This is a genomic window from Aeromonas sp. s13, assembly GCF_040907905.1.
GTDB classification, from domain to species: Bacteria; Pseudomonadota; Gammaproteobacteria; order Enterobacterales; family Aeromonadaceae; genus Aeromonas; species Aeromonas veronii.
Map to the genome: position 1 here is coordinate 58289 of NZ_JBFOCS010000053.1, position 17745 is coordinate 76033.

General features: G+C 56.3%; 18 protein-coding genes and 3 tRNA genes. 18 read left to right on the plus strand and 3 right to left on the minus strand.

The window, feature by feature from the left end; all coding sequences use genetic code 11:
- Positions 1 to 89: 89 nt before the first annotated feature.
- Together AB5Y82_RS09555 and AB5Y82_RS09560 are read right to left on the minus strand one after the other, a co-directional pair.
- The gene (locus AB5Y82_RS09555) at positions 90 to 989 is read right to left on the minus strand and encodes a LysR family transcriptional regulator ArgP (protein ID WP_111900220.1); all 900 of its coding nucleotides are present in this window, start codon (positions 987 to 989) and stop codon (positions 90 to 92) included.
- Positions 990 to 1190: 201 nt separating this feature from the next.
- A complete protein-coding gene (locus tag AB5Y82_RS09560; RefSeq protein WP_042081537.1) occupies positions 1191 to 1841 on the minus strand; it encodes an acyl-homoserine-lactone synthase in 651 nt (216 codons plus the stop codon).
- Between the two features lie 62 nt (positions 1842 to 1903).
- Here AB5Y82_RS09560 and AB5Y82_RS09565 point away from each other — a divergent pair, with 62 nt between their 5' ends.
- Both AB5Y82_RS09565 and lysE read left to right on the plus strand, forming a co-directional pair.
- Positions 1904 to 2686, plus strand: coding sequence for a LuxR family transcriptional regulator (locus tag AB5Y82_RS09565; protein WP_043820433.1), 783 nt, complete (start codon positions 1904 to 1906; stop codon positions 2684 to 2686).
- A gap of 206 nt (positions 2687 to 2892) precedes the next feature.
- Complete coding sequence (gene lysE / locus AB5Y82_RS09570) at positions 2893 to 3501, plus strand: L-lysine exporter (protein ID WP_111900268.1); 609 nt, start codon at positions 2893 to 2895, stop codon at positions 3499 to 3501.
- 80 nt (positions 3502 to 3581) lie between these two features.
- Here lysE and AB5Y82_RS09575 read toward each other — a convergent pair whose 3' ends face one another.
- Entirely contained in the window at positions 3582 to 5591 is a 2010-nt protein-coding gene (locus AB5Y82_RS09575; protein WP_111900218.1) for a methyl-accepting chemotaxis protein, read from the minus strand.
- Between the two features lie 260 nt (positions 5592 to 5851).
- On the opposite strand from AB5Y82_RS09575, the gene ruvA reads away from it, so the two are divergent.
- The 16 genes from ruvA to AB5Y82_RS09655 all read left to right on the plus strand — a co-directional run bounded on the left by ruvA (position 5852) and on the right by AB5Y82_RS09655 (position 17743).
- Positions 5852 to 6466: a Holliday junction branch migration protein RuvA gene (ruvA, locus tag AB5Y82_RS09580; protein WP_005335746.1), complete on the plus strand. Its 615-nt coding sequence runs from the start codon at positions 5852 to 5854 to the stop codon at positions 6464 to 6466.
- An 8-nt stretch (positions 6467 to 6474) separates the two neighbouring features.
- Positions 6475 to 7485, plus strand: coding sequence for a Holliday junction branch migration DNA helicase RuvB (ruvB, locus tag AB5Y82_RS09585; RefSeq protein ID WP_005335744.1), 1011 nt, complete (start codon positions 6475 to 6477; stop codon positions 7483 to 7485).
- A 934-nt stretch (positions 7486 to 8419) separates the two neighbouring features.
- Entirely contained in the window at positions 8420 to 9976 is a 1557-nt protein-coding gene (locus tag AB5Y82_RS09590) for a cytochrome ubiquinol oxidase subunit I (RefSeq protein WP_005335743.1), read from the plus strand.
- 11 nt (positions 9977 to 9987) lie between these two features.
- Positions 9988 to 11124 carry a cytochrome d ubiquinol oxidase subunit II gene (cydB, locus tag AB5Y82_RS09595; RefSeq protein WP_005335741.1) on the plus strand — a complete coding sequence of 379 codons (1137 nt, stop codon included), beginning with the start codon at positions 9988 to 9990 and terminating at the stop codon, positions 11122 to 11124.
- A gap of 14 nt (positions 11125 to 11138) precedes the next feature.
- Positions 11139 to 11255, plus strand: a complete 117-nt coding sequence (gene cydX / locus AB5Y82_RS09600; protein WP_005304933.1) for a cytochrome bd-I oxidase subunit CydX — start codon at positions 11139 to 11141, stop codon at positions 11253 to 11255.
- Entirely contained in the window at positions 11242 to 11553 is a 312-nt protein-coding gene (locus AB5Y82_RS09605; protein ID WP_236758006.1) for a cyd operon YbgE family protein, read from the plus strand. The genes cydX and AB5Y82_RS09605 overlap by 14 nt, the downstream gene beginning before the upstream one ends.
- Before the next feature lie 105 nt (positions 11554 to 11658).
- Complete coding sequence (gene ybgC / locus AB5Y82_RS09610) at positions 11659 to 12066, plus strand: tol-pal system-associated acyl-CoA thioesterase (RefSeq protein WP_005335737.1); 408 nt, start codon at positions 11659 to 11661, stop codon at positions 12064 to 12066.
- Positions 12056 to 12745: a protein TolQ gene (tolQ, locus tag AB5Y82_RS09615; protein WP_005335735.1), complete on the plus strand. Its 690-nt coding sequence runs from the start codon at positions 12056 to 12058 to the stop codon at positions 12743 to 12745. Before ybgC ends, tolQ begins: the two co-directional genes overlap by 11 nt.
- Positions 12745 to 13191 (plus strand): protein TolR, encoded by a 447-nt coding sequence (gene tolR / locus AB5Y82_RS09620; protein ID WP_005354757.1) that lies wholly within the window; start codon positions 12745 to 12747, stop codon positions 13189 to 13191. Before tolQ ends, tolR begins: the two co-directional genes overlap by 1 nt.
- A gap of 5 nt (positions 13192 to 13196) precedes the next feature.
- The gene (tolA, locus tag AB5Y82_RS09625; RefSeq protein ID WP_013723471.1) at positions 13197 to 14330 is read left to right on the plus strand and encodes a cell envelope integrity protein TolA; all 1134 of its coding nucleotides are present in this window, start codon (positions 13197 to 13199) and stop codon (positions 14328 to 14330) included.
- A 95-nt stretch (positions 14331 to 14425) separates the two neighbouring features.
- Positions 14426 to 15751 (plus strand): Tol-Pal system beta propeller repeat protein TolB, encoded by a 1326-nt coding sequence (gene tolB / locus AB5Y82_RS09630; protein ID WP_005335728.1) that lies wholly within the window; start codon positions 14426 to 14428, stop codon positions 15749 to 15751.
- A gap of 49 nt (positions 15752 to 15800) precedes the next feature.
- Positions 15801 to 16325 carry a peptidoglycan-associated lipoprotein Pal gene (gene pal / locus AB5Y82_RS09635; protein WP_005313284.1) on the plus strand — a complete coding sequence of 175 codons (525 nt, stop codon included), beginning with the start codon at positions 15801 to 15803 and terminating at the stop codon, positions 16323 to 16325.
- A 158-nt stretch (positions 16326 to 16483) separates the two neighbouring features.
- Positions 16484 to 17287 (plus strand): tol-pal system protein YbgF, encoded by an 804-nt coding sequence (gene ybgF, locus AB5Y82_RS09640; RefSeq protein WP_368173906.1) that lies wholly within the window; start codon positions 16484 to 16486, stop codon positions 17285 to 17287.
- Between the two features lie 174 nt (positions 17288 to 17461).
- Positions 17462 to 17537 (plus strand) — tRNA-Lys (locus tag AB5Y82_RS09645).
- A gap of 31 nt (positions 17538 to 17568) precedes the next feature.
- A tRNA-Val gene (locus AB5Y82_RS09650) sits at positions 17569 to 17644 on the plus strand.
- Positions 17645 to 17667: 23 nt separating this feature from the next.
- Positions 17668 to 17743 (plus strand) — tRNA-Lys (locus AB5Y82_RS09655).
- Positions 17744 to 17745: the final 2 nt, after the last annotated feature.

Below are 17745 nucleotides of genomic sequence, written 5' to 3' on the forward strand. Positions count from 1 at the left end.
CCTGAAGTGAAAACCTGGGTGGAGACCTGATGAAGGATCGCCCAGCACTATACGTTTTTAGCCCTGCAAAGCCAAGGTGAATGGCCTGCTCAGCGTGGTTTCAACTGCGATCTGGCATGGTCGATAAGGCGTTGGGAGAGCTGCTTGTGAACCCCTTTTTCCAGTACCCAGCGGTGCCAGTAGAGGCGTTCCGTCAGGACGTGGTCGGGACTGAGGTTGAGTAGTGACCCGCCAGCCAGCTGGCCTCTTATCTGCAATTCGGGGATCAGGCAGTAGGCCAGCCCCTGTTCTGCCATGGCGACGAAGGCCTCTGACGAGTGGACCGTATGGCAGGGATAACCGCCCGGCTCCAGCCCGAAGCGTTCTCTCATAAAGCTCACATGCATGTCATCGCGCTGATCGAACGCCACCGCCGGTGCCTTGGCCAGCGCCTCACGGGTCAGGCCGCGAGGGAAGTGGCAGGCTACGAAGGCGGGGCTGGCGGTAAGCAGATAGTTCATCTCACCGAGCTCGTCGATGCAGCAACCCGCCAGCGGTTGGGGATGCAGGCTGACCGCACCAAAGGCCTGACCCTCGCGGACCTTGTCGAGGGTGCGGCTCTCGTCATCGACCAGCAGGTTGAGTTCGATGGGGTGCTGTTTCAACAAGGGGGCAATGGCGGGCAAAAACCAGGTGGCCAGGCTGTCGGCGTTGACGGCGATGCTGATCCGGATTGGCCCTTGTGGTTGGTCGGGGGTCAGCTCCCCCGCCAGTTCGAGCTCGAGCTGATGTACTTGCCGATAGTGGGCCAGCAGCTTCTGGCCGAGTGACGTGGCCTGCAGCGGCTGGCTGCGAATGAGTAGCGGCTCGGCAAACTGTTGCTCCAACTGCTTGACCCGCTGGGAGATGGCCGACTGGGTGATATGGAGCGACTTGGCCGCCCGATCGAAGTTCTGTTCCTGCAGTACCGCATCCAGCGCCCGCAGCAGTTTGTAGTCCAGCTCTTTCATCTTCTCCCCCTTCCGTTGCCCAAGGGCTGACTCTACGTCACTCGGCAGGGGACAACAATGGGCGGCGGAAGGGGCGTTGCGCTGTGATTTTTGACAGTAGTGGTCAGGCCATTGAGGGAGGATACTCTCTGGTGCCGCATGGAGTAGCCCTGCGCAGATCGTAGCGACATCTTTATCCCGGGTCTGTTTTCCCGGGATTTTTTATGAGTGAACTGCCAACACCGGTGACGGTTGCTGCAGTGGATAATGGCTGGTTTGATAATGGCCCAGCAGAGGTTGGGAGACCGCCTGCGCGAAGCGCTCATCCAGATGGAAGCGGATGCCAACGCCCCTTACCGCACCCAGATCGACCGCCTGCCGATGACCGAGCCGCTCGATGGGCAGGCCAAGTCGGCGGAAGATGCGCTCCACCGGCAGGCTGACGACGGCGACCAGCTCCCGGATCCCGTGGGCATGGGCGAAGGCATAGACCTCGCGGAAGATGACGCAAGTGAGTTCGCTGACGCCATTGCTCATGCGCGGTGCGCGCTGGGCATCGATAGCCAGACGGGTGAGTTCCCAGACATCGGGGGTGCGTGGCGCGCTTTCACCGGCAAGGGCGGTGGGGAAGATGGTGGGCAGCATATAGGCATCGGCACAGTTGAGTAGACGAATACAGCCACATAGCCCTTGTTCGTCCTCGATCAGGACCCAATGGGTGTCTGGCGTGTCGAAGCTGTCACGCTCCAGGCCCCGATGAGACTCGACATCCCAGCCTAGCCGGTCGGAAAAGACGCGATTTCGAAAGCGATAGAGTTCATTCTCCACCTCGTTTCGTGGATGTTCTCTCAATTTTCCTTTAAAAACCAACATTATGGACCCTCTATCTTGCTATTCGCCGTTATAATCACATGTCTGGCCAAGGGGGCTTTCATATGAACAGAGACCAACTGCTTGAGTACCTCGAACATTTCACTTCGGTGACAGACGGCAATCGTCTGGCCGAACTGATCGGTCGCTTTACGCTCGGGATGGGCTATGACTACTATCGCTTCGCCCTTATCATCCCGATGTCGATGCAAAGGCCCAAGGTGGTGCTGTTCAACCAGTGCCCCGATTCCTGGGTGCAGGCCTATACCGAAAACAACATGCTGGCGTGCGATCCGGTGATCCGGCTGGCACGCAAGCAGACGCTGCCCATTTACTGGAACCGCCTCGATGAGCGGGCCAGTTTTTTGCAAGAGGGAACCATGGACGTGATGGGGTTGGCAGCCGAGTTCGGGTTGCGTAACGGCATCTCATTCCCTCTGCACGGTGCAGCCGGGGAGAACGGTATCCTCTCCTTCATCACCTCCGAACGGGCCTCGAGCGATCTGTTGCTGGAGTCCTCGCCGATCCTCTCCTGGATGGCCAATTACATCTTCGAGGCGGCCATTCGGGTGGTGCGTTTCAGCATGATGGACAGTGCGGGTAAAGACCCCTTGACCGAGCGCGAGACCGAGTGCCTGTTCTGGGCCAGCGAAGGGAAGACCTCTAGCGAGATCGCCTGCATCCTCGGGATCACGGAGCGCACGGTCAATTACCATCTCAATCAGGTCACCCGCAAAACCGGCTCCATGAACCGCTATCAGGCCATTGCCAAAGGGGTTAGTACGGGGCTGTTGCTACCCAATCTGGAGCAAGTCGTGGTTACCAACTTCCCCAGATTGCTGCAGTAGGCTGAGCCCGCAGGCGCAACAGATTCTCCTGCCGCACTCTGAGGGTCACAATTGTCAGATCCGGTAATTGACAAGGGCTGGAACAGCAGTGGGTATGCCGGTTTTTATTAGCAAAATGAATCAATAAGTAAATCAATGAATTTCTAAGAAGGAACTACCATCGCTATAGTGCCGCTCATTCATCATTTCGAACGGTACTCTCCATGATGTTCGCAACGACACTACAAGGCTTCACCATCGGTCTGGCCATGATCATCCCTATCGGCGCCCAGAATGCCTTTGTGCTGAGCCGGGGCATCCATCGCAATCACCATCTGCTGACGGCCACGCTCTGCAGTTTCTGCGATCTCACCCTGATTGCTATCGGCGTATTTGGCGGGGCCAATGTGCTGGCCGCCAGCCCCTTCGGCATGGCGCTGCTCACCTGGGGGGGCGTGCTGTTTCTCGGCTGGTTTGGTGGCCGTTCCCTGCTCAGTGCCTGGCGTGGTAAAGGGGAGGGGCTTGCCGATTCTGCTCAGCAGATGGGTGCCAAAAGCGTGCTGGCGATGACGCTGGGAGTTACGCTGCTCAATCCTCACGTCTATCTCGATACCCTGATGCTGCTCGGCTCCCTTGGCAGTCAGGTGAGCGAGTCCCTGCGTCCGGCCTTTGCTGCGGGGGCCATGCTGGCCTCGCTGGTGTGGTTCTACTCGCTGGCGCTGGGTGCTGCGGCACTGGCGCCTTGGTTGGCTCGCAGCCAGGTACAGCGGGGGATCGACCTGCTGGTCGGCATCATCATGCTGAGCCTGGCTGTTCAACTGGCCATAGGACGTTGAGGAAGTTAAGGCGGCAGGAATGAGCGACCGGTAACAAAAAGATGCCACTCACATGAGTGGCATCTTTGCTATTGAAGGGGTCAGACCCTGAACTGGGAGAGCAGGCGCTGTTGCAGCAGGCTGGCCTGATGGAGCGAGGAGGCGAGTTGCAGACACTCCTGCGCCTCCTGTTCGCCGGTTCTGGCTTGCAGACTGATGCCGGAGACCTTGTCAGAGGAGTGGCTCAGGGTGTGTGACAGTTGCCCTGTGGCTACGGCCACCTGCTGCACCATGTCGGCCAGCTGGTCGATGGCGCCTTCCACCTTGAACAGGATCTGCTTGGTGTTCTCGGAGTCCTGCATGCCGGACTCCACCGTCTTGAGGTTGCGCTGCATCATCAGGTAGGCGGTCTCGGTCTGCTGCTGGATGCTGCTGATCACTTGGCTAATTTCGGCGCTTGATGTCGCGGTGCGATTGGCCAGGGTGCGCACCTCGTCCGCAACCACCGCAAAGCCACGTCCCATCTCCCCCGCGCGGGCCGCTTCGATGGCCGCATTGAGGGCCAGAAGGTTGGTCTGTTCCGAGATGCCGCTGATGGTGGAGATGATCTGGCCAATCTGACCCGCCTGCTCCTTGAGGGAGTTGATGGCGATGGCACACTCGCTCACCTCCTGTACCACCCGTTGCATGCCCGCGCTGGCGGAGGCAACATACTGGCTGCTCTCGGTGGTCAGCTGGCGCACCTCGTTGGCATTGTGGGCCGCCATGCTGCAGTTGTCCGAGATACCGGTGGCGACTTGCACCATCTGTTCACTGTCGTGGTGCAGGGCCAGCGCATGTTCGGCAGTCTGGCGGCTGCTCTGGCTGATTGCCTCCACCCGGTTGACCGAGGTGTGAACGTGTTCGCTGATGTGCTGGTTGTTGTCCATGGTGGAGCTGATCATCTTCTGCAATTTCTCGATGAAACGATCCACGCTGTTGGCCAGCGAGCCTATCTCGTCATCCCGTTGCAGGTTGATGCGGGCGTTGAGGTCTCCCTCGCCGGCGGCGATATCCTGCATCCGCTTGTCCACTTGCAGCAACGGGGTCACCAGCTTGCGGGTCAGCCAGAAGCCGCAGAGGGTGACCATGATCAGGCTCAGCAACAGGCCACCCAGCAGCAGGGTTCGGATCTGGCTGATGATGCCGTTGAGCTGGGCCACCTGATCCTCGACAGTGGCATCGCCGCTCTCCTCGATGGCAACCAGCTGTTGTCGCAGCTCATCGGCACTGACCTCATAGGCGGACTGCTGGGCCTGATAGCTGCCGAGCGCATCGACCCACTGTCCCATCAGTTGCTGATGCCGGGCCAACAGGGCGCGATACTCTGCCGACAGTGTCTTGCCGGCAAATTCGCCGGTTCCCTCGATATCGAACAGCCCGGTGCCGAGCATGCTGTCGATCGCTTCGTGGTAGAAATCGGTCGCTTCTTTCAACTCGACTTTGATCGCCTCTGTGACTCCTTGTCTGCGCATCTTCTCCAGCGCATAGAGTTGGCGCAAAAAGCCTATATTGGACTCCATCCCCCCATCGGCCGCTTCCCAGCGAGTGGAGAGGCCGCTGTTCCAGCTGATGGTCTGGTCGGGGGATTGGGTCAGCGCCTCGACCGCCCCATCGCCGATCACCTCCAGCTGGGTCGAGAGGCGAGCCATCAGATCGGCGTTGTGATGCAGGGCCTGATCCACCTCGGTATAGGCGTGATAGAGCGCCAGCAGCTTCTCTTGTTGCTGTTGATAGTCCTGCTTGTGCTGTTCCATGGTGGCAAGGGCTGCACCATCAATGAGCTGCCCCTGGCTGACCCGGGCCAGTGCGTCATCGGTCGCCGCCTTGGCTGCATCGAGTTCGGCGCGATTGAGCGGGGTGCCGTTTTGCATCTTCTGAATCTGTAGCTGTTGGTTGCCCAGCTCTATGGAGCCCTCCATGGCACCGTCGGCGGTCTGCCAGGCGGCGCCCAATACGTAGGAGAGCAGATTGGCTAGCCGCTGGCTGCCATACCAGCCAACGACCCCCATGCCCAGCGTACAGCCGAGCAATATGGCAAGACCCAGATTGGAGGTGGTAACAATTTTCATGTGATGGCCTTCCTTGGTATCGACATTGGCACCAGTTTCGGTTCCGAACGGGTTTAGTGTAGTGGTTTATCCCCCGCTCGGGGGCCGGTGCGGCGCTGAAACATCCCGTGCACTGGCTGCACCCGATCAAGCATGGTGGAAAATTGGATAAAAAGCCTCTCTGACCACAAGGGTGTTGCTGCCCTATGCTGGATACTTATCCAGTTATTCTTTATGCTATGAGCCAATTTACGAATAGTTGTATTGGTGAGGAGAGAGCCGTGATTGGTCGCTTGAGAGGCATTGTCATTGAAAAGCAGCCCCCCGAGGTCCTGCTGGAAGTGGGCGGGGTTGGCTATGAGGTGCAGATGCCGATGAGCTGCTTCTATGATTTGCCGGAGATCGGCAAGGAAGCGACCATCCATACTCACTTCGTGGTGCGGGAAGATGCCCAGTTGCTCTATGGTTTCAACCACAAACAGGAGCGGGCGCTGTTCCGCGAGCTGATCAAGACCAACGGAGTCGGCCCCAAGCTGGCGCTGGCGATTCTTTCCGGCATGACAGCTACCCAATTCGTGCTGAGTGTCGAACGTGAAGAGATAAGCTCTTTGGTCAAACTGCCGGGAGTCGGCAAGAAGACCGCCGAGCGTCTGGTGGTGGAGATGAAGGATCGCCTCAAGGGGTGGGTCAGTCACGACCTCTTCTCCCCGGCCATGGTCACCCTGCCAGCCAGTGAGCCCGAATTGCGGGCACCGGATGTGACCGAGGAGGCGGCCAGTGCGCTGGTGGCCCTAGGTTACAAGCCGCAGCAGGCGAGTCAGATTGTCAGCAAGATCGCCAAAGAGGGGATGTCGGTGGAAGATATCATCCGTGAATCCCTGCGTAGCCTGGTATGAGGTAGTTGATGATTGAAGCAGACCGCCTCATCTCGGCCAGTGCCGCCCGTGAGGATGACATTATTGACCGGGCTATCCGCCCCAAGAAGCTGGCTGACTACACCGGTCAGGATACCGTCTGCGAGCAGATGGAGATCTTTATCGAAGCGGCCCGTCAGCGGGGTGAAGCGCTCGATCACCTGCTGATCTTCGGCCCGCCGGGTCTGGGCAAGACTACCCTCGCCAACATCGTCGCCAACGAGATGGGGGTCAATATCAAGACCACCTCCGGCCCGGTACTGGAGAAAGCAGGGGATCTGGCGGCGCTGCTCACCAACCTTGAACCGAACGATGTGCTGTTCATCGACGAGATCCATCGCCTCAGCCCGGTGGTGGAGGAGGTGCTCTATCCGGCGATGGAGGATTACCAGCTCGACATCATGATCGGGGAGGGACCCGCAGCTCGCTCCATCAAGCTGGATCTGCCTCCCTTCACCCTGATTGGCGCCACCACCCGGGCCGGTTCACTCACCAGCCCGCTGCGGGATCGCTTTGGTATCGTCCAGCGGCTGGAGTTCTACAACGTCAAGGACCTGACCGATATCGTCTCCCGCAGTGCCCGTTGTCTGGGGCTAGACATGACGGAAGATGGTGCCATTGAGGTCGCTCGTCGCTCTCGCGGCACGCCGCGGATTGCTAACCGTTTGTTAAGGCGGGTGCGCGACTTTGCCCAGGTGAAATCCGATGGCCGGATCGACGGCCCCATTGCTGCTCGCGCCATGGACATGCTGGATGTCGATAACGAAGGTTTTGACTTCATGGACCGCAAGTTATTGTTGGCTGTGATAGACAAGTTTATGGGGGGCCCAGTGGGTCTCGATAATCTGGCCGCCGCGATCGGGGAAGAGAAAGATACTATCGAAGATGTGCTGGAGCCTTATCTGATCCAGCAAGGGTATCTGCAACGTACACCCAGAGGACGGATTGCGACCACACGAGCCTACGCTCATTTCGGTCTTCAGCGACCAGATGAGAAGTAAAAACAGTCGTTTGAACATGAAACCGCCGTCAAAGGCGGTTTTTTATTATCCGGGCAAAAAAAAGCCCACGGCGGATGCGGTGGGCAAAGACAATTCAGGATGGATGTTCACAGACAGTGAGTGCGTCTGGACACAGACCGGAAAATAAACAGGTGAGCCGTCGCGAGCTCTCAGAGTCGGTTCAGTTGATAGAGCTGAACAAAGGAAAGCTTGTAGTAACGGATGGTTTTAGCAACAAACTTTTTCATCTTCGATTCCAATAGACAGGTTCAAATTGATCGTCGAATACGTACCGTGAACCCGGATTAACCGGCCTGTATCCAAGGGTATGCCCTCACTGCGAGGCGCATTGTAGGAGTTCGAATCGACCCCGGCAAACAAGAAAAATTGCACTCTTCAAATTAGTTTATCTAATGTCTTTATTGATGAAATTGGTTCGCATGAGTATGCATTCTTTGCAATTTTAAATTGAGTTTTCGAATCATATTGACTGACTCGGATAACATGGAAAAAGGCGCGTCATTCACGCTTTTCAAATTAAACCGAGTGGCGGGATGTTAAATTCTTAAATTGATTTAAATCAATGTTTTACGCTTTATCGTGTTTTGTGATCTGGCTCGCGTCAATAATCGTGAAATAGATTAAAAATGCCTTTCAAAGCCATGTATGGCGGGTCCTTTTACATTGATTTCAATCAAATAAAGGTGATATAAAAACCCGGTCATCATGGGCGAGAATAAATTTAGGCTGATTGTTTTGGAATTGTTAAACATTAGCTTTATTTGTGTTCTCGTATTGCCTTGTTGTTAATGCCAGTGGTTACTGAACGCGTTTTGTTGTGACACGTCCCAATAAGGCTCATTCGCTAACCTCCAACGGAAGCTTTGTGCTTAAAACTTAAAATAGCCGTGCCAATAATCGGTGAGGAAACATCATGATTGCTGAGCATGTGGTAGACCTATCGCGGTTCCAGTTCGCTGCGACGGCCCTTTATCACTTTTTGTTTGTACCCCTGACGCTGGGAATGGCCTTTCTCCTGGCGATCATGGAATCCGTCTATGTGATGACCAACAACACCATCTACCGGGACATGACCAAATTCTGGGGTAAGTTGTTTGGTATCAACTTTGCCTTGGGGGTCACCACAGGTCTGGCCATGGAGTTCCAGTTCGGGACGAACTGGGCTTACTACTCCCATTATGTCGGCGATATCTTCGGGGCCCCGCTGGCTATCGAAGGACTGATGGCCTTCTTCTTGGAGTCCACCTTCGTCGGTATGTTCTTCTTTGGTTGGGATCGTCTGAGCAAGCATCAGCACCTGGCTGCCACCTGGTTGATGGCGCTGGGTACCAACCTCTCCGCCCTCTGGATCCTGGTCGCCAACGGCTGGATGCAGAACCCGGTCGGTGCCGAGTTCAACTTCGAATCCATGCGGATGGAGATGATGAGCTTCGCTGACGTGGTGCTCAACCCGGTTGCTCAGGTCAAGTTCGTCCACACTGTGGCGGCTGGTTATACCTGTGGCGCCATGTTTGTGCTGGGTATCTCCTCCTACTACCTGCTGAAGAATCGTGATGTGGCGTTCGCCCGTCGCTCCTTCGCCATTGCCGCTGCATTCGGTATGGCTTCCATCGTGTCCGTGCTGATCCTCGGTGACGAATCCGGTTACGAGACCGGTGAAGTGCAGAAGGTGAAACTGGCCGCTATCGAAGCTGAGTGGGAAACTGAACCTGCTCCGGCTGCCTTTACCCTGTTCGGTATTCCGAATCAGGAAGAGATGCGCACCGACTACGCCATCAAGATCCCCTATGCGCTGGGCATTATCGCGACCCGTTCTCTGGACGGTCAGGTAACCGGTCTGAAGGATCTGAAGAGCGAGCACGAACTGCGCGTCCGCAACGGTATGACCGCTTACGACCTGCTGACCAAGCTGCAATCCGGTGACAAGTCTGACGAGACCCGCGCTCGCTTCGACGAAGTGAAGCAGGATCTGGGCTACGGTCTGCTGCTCAAGCGCTACACCAGCAACGTGACCGATGCTACCGACGAGCAGATCAAGGCTGCTGTGGATGACTCCATCCCGCAGGTTCTGCCGCTGTTCTTCGCCTTCCGCATCATGGTTGCCGTCGGCATGCTGATGCTGGTGCTGATTGGTATGGCCTTCTATGACAGTGCCCGCCACCAGATCGGCAAGCGCAAGTGGCTGCTCAAGGGTCTGCTGTGGGGTATCCCGCTGCCGTGGATCGCCATCGAAGCTGGCTGGTTTGTTGCTGAATATGGTCGCCAACCCTGGACCATTGCAGAGGTGTTGCCGACTTCCCTCTCTGCATCCAACCTGCCTGCAGCCGAGATCTGGTTCTCTCTGATCGGTATCTGCCTGTTCTATACCGTACTTCTGGTTATCGAGATGTACCTGATGTTCAAGTATGCCCGTCTTGGCCCCAGCAGCCTGAAGACTGGCAAGTATCACTTTGAACAGATCAAGGCATAAGGAGAGCGACCATGTTTGATTACGAAACTCTGCGTGTCATCTGGTGGGCTCTGGTCGGCGTACTGCTGATCGGTTTTGCCATCACTGACGGCTTCGACATGGGGGTAGGCGCACTGCTCCCGTTCGTCGGCAAGAAAGATGTCGAGCGCCGCGTGATGCTCAACACCATGGGGCCGCACTGGGAAGGTAACCAGGTGTGGCTGGTCACTGCCGGTGGCGCCTTGTTCGCCGCCTGGCCGATGGTGTATGCCGCGACCTTCTCCGGCTTCTACATCGCCATGATCCTGACCTTGATGGCGCTGTTCCTGCGTCCGGTCGGTTTCAAGTACCGCTCCCTGCGTGCTGATGCCAAATGGCGCAGCAACTGGGATTGGGCCTTGTTCGCCGGTAGCGCCGTACCGCCCATCGTCTTTGGTGTAGCCTTTGGCAACCTGCTGCAAGGCGTTCCGTTCGAGTTTAACCAGTTCATGATGTTGACCTATCACGGCAACTTCTTTGGTCTGCTTAACCCGTTCGGCATTCTGGCTGGTCTGGTGAGCCTGTTCATGCTGCTCACCCAGGGCGCAACCTGGTTGATGATGAAGACCGACGGTGAAGTGCTGGCACGTTCCCGCACTGCCGCCATGATCTGCTCACTGCTGACCCTGGTGCTGTTTGCTGCCGCGGGTTGGTGGGTAAGCGGTATGGAAGGGTATGTCATCGTCAAGGCTGCCGCGACTGACGCGGTATCCAACCCGATGAACAAGGAAGTTGTCCTGCAGGCTGGTGCCTGGATGAACAACTACACCCTCTATCCGTGGATGGTGGCCGCCCCTGTACTGGGTCTGGCCATGAGCCTGCTGACTGCGCTGTTTGCCCGCATGAACATCGGCTGGCTGGCGTTTACCAGCTCCTCGCTGGCGATTGCCGGGGTCATCCTCACTGCCGGTTTCTCCATGTTCCCGTTCGTGATGCCCTCAAGCCTTGAGCCGTCACTGAGCCTGACCATGTGGGATGCTACCGCCTCTTTCAACACCTTGCAGGTGATGACTGTGGCTGCAGCGATCTTCGTACCGATTGTGCTGGGTTACACCATCTGGACTTACATCAAGATGTTTGGCCGGGTAACCAACAAGCACATCGAAGATAACCAACAATCTCTCTATTAAGAGGTGCGCTGACAATGTGGTATTTCACCTGGATCCTGGGGCTGTTGCTGGCCTGTGCATTTGGCATCATCAATGCGCTGTGGCTGGAACACACCGAGAACATGGATCGTCAGATCGATGAAAACAAGTGATCGACTCGCCAGGCTGGCCGCTCCACTGGAGCGGCAGCCGTGGCAGGGGTTGATGTTACTCGCGGCGGCCTTGTTGGCCGTCGCTATTTTACAGGCCCCCAATCTGATCGCGGCCAATACCAGCGAGCATGGTCTCTGGCTTGCTCCCTGGCTGATGTGGGCTGTCTGTTGTGGCGTACTTAACGGGCTTGGCTTTCATCTGAAAAGCCTGCCCGGATGTGTGCTGTTCAACCCCTGGCTCGCCTGGCCCAGTTTGTTGTATGGCCTCTGGCTGACACATTCATATTTCCTTTCATAAAAAACGGGGGGAGGCAGGATTTCCCTGTCTCCCCCTGCTTCTTTCCTATTCAGCCCTGCGCTATGATAGCCCCCCATCTGACTGTCGAATGGATCACAGATTGTTATGGGGGAAGTCTTTGAGTTTCCGGTGCGTGTCTACTACGAAGACACCGACGCCGGGGGCATCGTCTACAACGCCAATTATCTCAAGTTTATGGAACGTGCTCGCACCGAGTTTCTTCGTGCCAAAGGGGTCGAACAGGACGTCTGGCTGCAGGAGGGATATGCCTTCGTGGTGAGCCGAACTGAGATCGATTTCCGCTCGGCGGCCCGTTTTAATGAACTATTGAATGTATTAACGCAAGTGATTGAAGTGAAACGCGCATCCCTGCGCTTTTCGCAGCAGATCCTGGCGGCTGATGGACGACTGATCACCCAGGCCATGGTACAGATAGCCTGTGTCAGTCATCCGCAAATGAAACCTGTAGCTATACCTGAAAAAATCAAGGGAGTGCTGTTAAGTGCACGCTGAAATTTCGTTTATTGGCCTGTTTTGGCAAGCCAGCCTGTTGGTAAAACTGGTCATGATGACCCTGATGAGCATGTCTATTGTCTCGTGGGCGCTGATTATCCAGCGTTCAAAGGCGATCAAGGCGGCCAATCTCGCATCGGAACAGTTTGAAGATCGCTTCTGGTCAGGGGTCGATCTCAATCGCCTCTATCAGGAGTCCTCTTCCCGCCGCGATGACATCGAAGGCATGGAAGATATCTTCTACTCCGGCTTCAAGGAGTATGCCCGCTTGCTCAAGGCCGGTGCCCGTGGTCAGGATGCGGTGATGGATGGTACCTACCGCGCCATGCGCGTCTCCCTCTCCCGCGCGGTGGATGATCTGGAATCCAACTTGCCGGTGCTGGCGACCATTGGCTCCATCAGCCCCTATATCGGTCTGTTCGGTACCGTATGGGGGATCATGAACGCTTTTATCGCCCTGGGTCAGGTGCAGCAGGCCACCCTGCAGATGGTGGCACCGGGTATCGCGGAAGCGTTGATCGCTACCGCCATGGGTCTGTTTGCCGCTATCCCGGCGGTTATCTTCTACAACCGCTTCTCCAACAAGGTCGAGCGGCTGGAAAACGCCTACGCCAACTTCATGGACGAGTTCACCACCATTCTGAACCGTCAAATTGCACAGCAGCAGGGTGATCAGTAATGCAAACCTATCAGCGGATCCGGCGCAAGAAGGTGGCCGAGATCAACGTGGTTCCCTATATCGACGTCATGCTGGTGCTGCTTATCATCTTTATGGCGGTCACGCCGGTGATCACGCAAGGGGTCAAGGTGGATCTGCCACAGGCTGAGTCCGAGCAGTTGCCGGAAGATGCCAAGCCGCCCTTCATCGTCAGCGTCAATACCGAAGGCGAGTATGTCATCAAGGCTGGCGAAGCCGATGACGAGCCGGTGCCAAGCGGCACGCCAGAGGCGATGCAGCAATACATCACCGAAAAAGCCATGGGCTATCTGGCGATCAACCAGAATGCCCCCGTGGTGGTCGCGGGTGACAAGGCCGTGCGCTACGAAGAGGTGATCCTGTTGATGGTGGCCCTCAAGAAAGCGGGTGTGCCTCAGGTTGGCCTGATGACAGATCCGGTGAACTAACGGAGATGGATGTGAAGCGTGGTATTTCCGGTTATCTCATCGCGTCGTTTCTGCTGCACCTGATCATCGGCATCATTCTGTTTGTCGGGCTCGATTTCAGCAAACCGAAGCGACCTGAATCGAAGGGGCAGATCGTCAATGCCGTCATGCTCGATGAGAACTTCCTCAACGAACAGGCCAAGCAGATCCAGCAGCAGAAATCTCAGCCCAAGCCTCAAAAGGTAGAGAAAGAGAAGGATAAGGAAGACACCGATCTCGCCAAGCGCGAGCTGGCTCAGAAACAGGAGCAGCTTCGCATCGCCGAGACCAAGCGCAAGCAGGCCGAAGAGGCGACTCGCAAGGCCGAGGCCGAGAAGCAGAAGAAGGTGGCCGAGCAGAAGCAGGCGGAAGAGAAGGCCCAAAAAGCTGAGGAAGCCCGCAAGCTGGAAGAACAGAAGGCCAAGAAGGCCGAAGCCGAGCGTAAAGCGGCGGAAGCCGAAAGCAAGGCGTTGGCGCTGAAGAAGAAAAAGGAACAAGAGAAGAAAGAGGCTGAAGAGAAGGCAAAGGCGGCAGAAGCCAAGGCCAAGAAAGCGGAAGCTGACAAGAAGGCCAAAGCTGAAGCCGAGAAGAAAGCCAAGGCAGAAGCAGAGAAAAAAGCCAAAGCAGAGGCCGAGAAGAAGGCCAAGGAAGAGGCGGAGAAAAAGGCAAAAGCTGACGCAGAGAAGAAAGCCAAGGCCGAGGCCGAAAAGCAGGCCAAGATCGCGGCTGAGCGCAAGCGTAAAGCCGCCGAGCAGGCCAAGCTGCAAAAAGAGATGGAAGAGATGATGCAGCAGCAGCTGTCGGCTGAGGCCAATGCTCGCAGTCAGGCGGCATCGGCAGCAGCCCAGGGCGAAGTCGACAAATATGCGGCGCTTATCAAGGCCACTGTTGAGCGGTATATGATTTTGGATCCCACCATGCGGGGCAAAACATGTACTATCGGCGTACGTCTTGCGAGCAGTGGCTTTGTCATATCGGTAGATAACGGCCAGGGTGACCCGGCGGTCTGTCGTTCCGGTAAGGCGGCTGTTCTGAAAGCCAATCAACTGCCTGTGCCCAAGGATCCTGCGGCATTCGAGATGTTGAAGGAATTTAACCTGAAGTTAGAACCGAGTATCTAAGCGTGGTAAAACGAGGTTGCTTGCCTCCGGTTGGCAACCTCTCGCCGAGAAAGGAATTTAACCTCTCATCTATATTGGAACCGAGTATTTAAGCCATGATCAGAAAAGTATTTTTTGCTTTGGTTGGCTGTTTGTTGCTGGGCCAGAGTGCCCAGGCGGCCCTGGACATCGTCATCACCGGCGGTATTGATAGCGCACGCCCCATCGCCGTCGCCCCCTTCAAGTGGGAAGGTAACGGGCAGTTGCCGCAGGACATCGCGGAAGTGGTCTCCAACGACCTGATGCGCAGCGGCAAGTTCAAGCCGCTGGCCCGTGGCCAGATGCCGCAGACCCCGAGCAGCAGCAGCGAGATCAACTTCGCTCCCTGGGCCTCCCAAGGGGTTGAAGCCGTGGTGGTGGGTTCCATTTCGGCAGTCGGTGACGGCACCTACAAGGTCAACTTCGAGCTGGTCGATGTGCTGAAAGGCCAGCTGGCCAAGGCACAAGGTGGCGAGAGCAACGGTTACATCCTGGATAGCCGTATGGCGACCATCCCGGGTGCCCAGATGCGCCAGTTTGCCCACCGTATCTCAGACATCGTCTATGAGCGTCTGACTGGCGAGCGCGGTGCCTTCCTGACACGTCTGGCTTACGTCTCCGTACAGCAGGGTACCCAGTTCCCGTACCAGCTGCGCATTTCTGACTACGACGGTTACAACGAGAAGACCCTGCTGCGCTCCCGCGAGCCCTTGATGTCTCCGGCCTGGTCGCCGGATGGCAGCAAGCTGGCTTATGTGAGCTTCGAGAACCAGAAGTCCGAAATCTACGTGCAGGATATCTACACCCAGCAGCGCAGCCTGATCACCAGTTTCCGCGGTATCAACGGGGCGCCGGAGTGGTCTCCAGATGGTCGTCGTCTGGCTATCGTTCTCTCCAAAGATGGTTCACCGAACCTCTATGTGGTTGATGTCGCTAGCAAGCAGCTGACCCGCGTCACAACCAGCCGTGTGATCGACACTGAACCCTCCTGGATGCCGGATGGGCAAAATTTGTTGTTCACCTCTGAACGTGGTGGCAAACCCCAGATTTATAGCGTAAATTTGGCGACTGGTATGACTCGCCGGATGACTTGGGAAGGTGAATCCAACCAGGGTGCATCCATCACTCCTGATGGCAAAATCATGGTGATGGTGACCCGTGTTCAGGGACAGTATCGTATTGCCCGTCAGGACATGGAAAACAATGCCCTGTTGGTCCTTACCCAGAGTGCTCTGGATGAGTCGCCAAGTGTGGCTCCCAATGGCAGCATGATCATTTATGCCACCATCTATCAGGGTCGTAAGAGTCTCGCGTTGGTGTCGACTGATGGTCGCTTCAAGGCTGTGCTTCCGACCAGTAGCGGTGAAATTCGTGCACCAGCTTGGTCGCCCTTCTTGAATTGATAAAAATCCAATTGTTTTTTGTTTTGTTATAAAGGTTTAAGGAAATAGCATGCAACTCAATAAACTGCTCAAGGGTTTGGCCATCGCACTGCCACTGTTCACCCTGGCCGCTTGTAGTTCTTCTTCTGATTCCGACGCCGCTGGCGCTGAATCAGGTATGACCGACGGCATGGGCGGTGTACAAACCGGCGGCGCCAACGGCATGTTGTCCCCGGAAGAGCAGATGCGTCAGAAGTTCGAAGCACTGCAGCGTGACAACGTGATCTACTTCCCGTTCGACGGTTACGATATCCAGGGTCAGTACGCTGATCTGCTGGATGCCCACGCCAGCTACCTGCGCGAGCGCCCGAGCGTTAAAGTCCTGATCGAAGGTCACGCCGATGAGCGCGGTACTCCGGAGTACAACATCGCCCTGGGCGAGCGTCGTGCCAAGGCTGTTGCCAAGTATCTGCAAACCCTGGGTGTGCAGGCCGAGCAGCTCTCCATCGTCAGCTATGGCGAAGAGAAGCCGCTGGATCTGTCCCACACCGAGGATGCCTTTGCCAAAAACCGCCGCGCGGTTCTGGTTTACTAAGGTTTAAACCGAACGAAGTTCGTTTATATGCAAGCGGCCATTTCGATGGCCGTTTTATTTGCACTAAACGCCAAGGTTTGATCCGAATGAAATCTGCATATGCGAGCGACGATGGCGCTGGCCGTTTTATCTGTACTAAACGCTAAGGTTTGATCCGAATGAAATCTGTGTACAAGCAAGCTGTCGTTGCGCTGGCCGTAATGGTTGCTCTGAATGCGCAAGCTGCAGCACCGGTCAGCGATCTGGGCGGTGACTCGGGTGGTGGCGTTGTCCTTAGTGGCAACAACGGCGCCATCGTGCCCACCGGTAGCCTGGAAGATCGGGTTGCCCTGCTGGAGCGCACCCTCAATGCCCGTCTGCGACTGCAAGCTGAATTGCAGCAACAGGTCGACTCCCTGCAAGGGGAGGTTTCCGAGCTGCGTGGTCAGCTGGAGCAGCAGACCTACCAGATGGAACAGTCGCAAGAGCGCCAGCGTCAGCTCTATCAGGAGCTCGACAAGGTTGCCAGCAGCCAGCAGGCTGCACCGGCCACCGCGGCCCCTGCTGCTGCCGCTACACCGGCTGCTGCGGCCAATTACTCAACCAATCAGGATGAGAATCAGGCCTACGACGCAGCGGTCAACATGGTGCTCAAAGAGAAGAACTACGACAAAGCCATTCCGGCTTTCCAGGGCTTCATCAAGCAGTACCCCAATTCGGGCTATGTTCCCAATGCACACTACTGGCTCGGCCAGTTGCTGTTCAACAAGGGTGACAGAGCCGGAGCCTCGGCCCAGTTTTCGACCGTGGCCAACAAATACAGCAAATCCCCCAAGCGAGCCGATGCGCTGCTGAAGCTGGGTATGCTGGCGCAGCTGGATGGCAAGAAGGCGGAAGCTAAATCCTTCTATGAGCAGGTGATCAAGGGCTATCCCAACACCTCGCCAGCCCAGTTGGCCAAACAGAGTCTGGCCAAGCTGTAACATTGCTGTATGTCACTGTTTTCGTAACGCTACTGTAAAAACAGCCTGCATTTGTACGCACAGTGAGCAAACGGATTTAAATTACGAATTTTCTGTTGCACCGGAAATTTAAATCCGTAATATAGGCCGCCGTCAGAGCCGAAGCAGTAATGCAGTCGGAACTGGTCGTGGTGAGGGTCGTTAGCTCAGTCGGTAGAGCAGTTGACTTTTAATCAATTGGTCGCTGGTTCGAATCCAGCACGACCCACCATTTTCTCCACTCGGTGGAGACAGAATTCCCAGGTCGTTTAGCTCAGCTGGGAGAGCACCTCCCTTACAAGGAGGGGGTCACTGGTTCGATCCCAGTAACGACCACCATTTTGTAAAAAAATGATTTAGATGGGTCGTTAGCTCAGTCGGTAGAGCAGTTGACTTTTAATCAATTGGTCGCTGGTTCGAATCCAGCACGACCCACCATC

What these genes read in the sequence shown, in the direction of transcription:
- cydB (WP_005335741.1), top strand. Translation starts at nt 9,988, where the DNA reads ATGTTTGATTACGAAACTCTGCGTGTCATCTGGTGGGCTCTGGTCGGC.
- AB5Y82_RS09555 (WP_111900220.1), bottom strand. Translation starts at nt 989, where the DNA reads ATGAAAGAGCTGGACTACAAACTGCTGCGGGCGCTGGATGCGGTACTG.
- tolB (WP_005335728.1), top strand. Translation starts at nt 14,426, where the DNA reads ATGATCAGAAAAGTATTTTTTGCTTTGGTTGGCTGTTTGTTGCTGGGC.
- AB5Y82_RS09560 (WP_042081537.1), bottom strand. Translation starts at nt 1,841, where the DNA reads ATGTTGGTTTTTAAAGGAAAATTGAGAGAACATCCACGAAACGAGGTG.
- tolA (WP_013723471.1), top strand. Translation starts at nt 13,197, where the DNA reads ATGGATGTGAAGCGTGGTATTTCCGGTTATCTCATCGCGTCGTTTCTG.
- ybgF (WP_368173906.1), top strand. Translation starts at nt 16,484, where the DNA reads ATGAAATCTGTGTACAAGCAAGCTGTCGTTGCGCTGGCCGTAATGGTT.
- pal (WP_005313284.1), top strand. Translation starts at nt 15,801, where the DNA reads ATGCAACTCAATAAACTGCTCAAGGGTTTGGCCATCGCACTGCCACTG.
- AB5Y82_RS09590 (WP_005335743.1), top strand. Translation starts at nt 8,420, where the DNA reads ATGATTGCTGAGCATGTGGTAGACCTATCGCGGTTCCAGTTCGCTGCG.
- lysE (WP_111900268.1), top strand. Translation starts at nt 2,893, where the DNA reads ATGTTCGCAACGACACTACAAGGCTTCACCATCGGTCTGGCCATGATC.
- ruvB (WP_005335744.1), top strand. Translation starts at nt 6,475, where the DNA reads ATGATTGAAGCAGACCGCCTCATCTCGGCCAGTGCCGCCCGTGAGGAT.
- AB5Y82_RS09605 (WP_236758006.1), top strand. Translation starts at nt 11,242, where the DNA reads ATGAAAACAAGTGATCGACTCGCCAGGCTGGCCGCTCCACTGGAGCGG.
- tolR (WP_005354757.1), top strand. Translation starts at nt 12,745, where the DNA reads ATGCAAACCTATCAGCGGATCCGGCGCAAGAAGGTGGCCGAGATCAAC.
- AB5Y82_RS09575 (WP_111900218.1), bottom strand. Translation starts at nt 5,591, where the DNA reads ATGAAAATTGTTACCACCTCCAATCTGGGTCTTGCCATATTGCTCGGC.
- AB5Y82_RS09565 (WP_043820433.1), top strand. Translation starts at nt 1,904, where the DNA reads ATGAACAGAGACCAACTGCTTGAGTACCTCGAACATTTCACTTCGGTG.
- cydX (WP_005304933.1), top strand. Translation starts at nt 11,139, where the DNA reads ATGTGGTATTTCACCTGGATCCTGGGGCTGTTGCTGGCCTGTGCATTT.
- ybgC (WP_005335737.1), top strand. Translation starts at nt 11,659, where the DNA reads ATGGGGGAAGTCTTTGAGTTTCCGGTGCGTGTCTACTACGAAGACACC.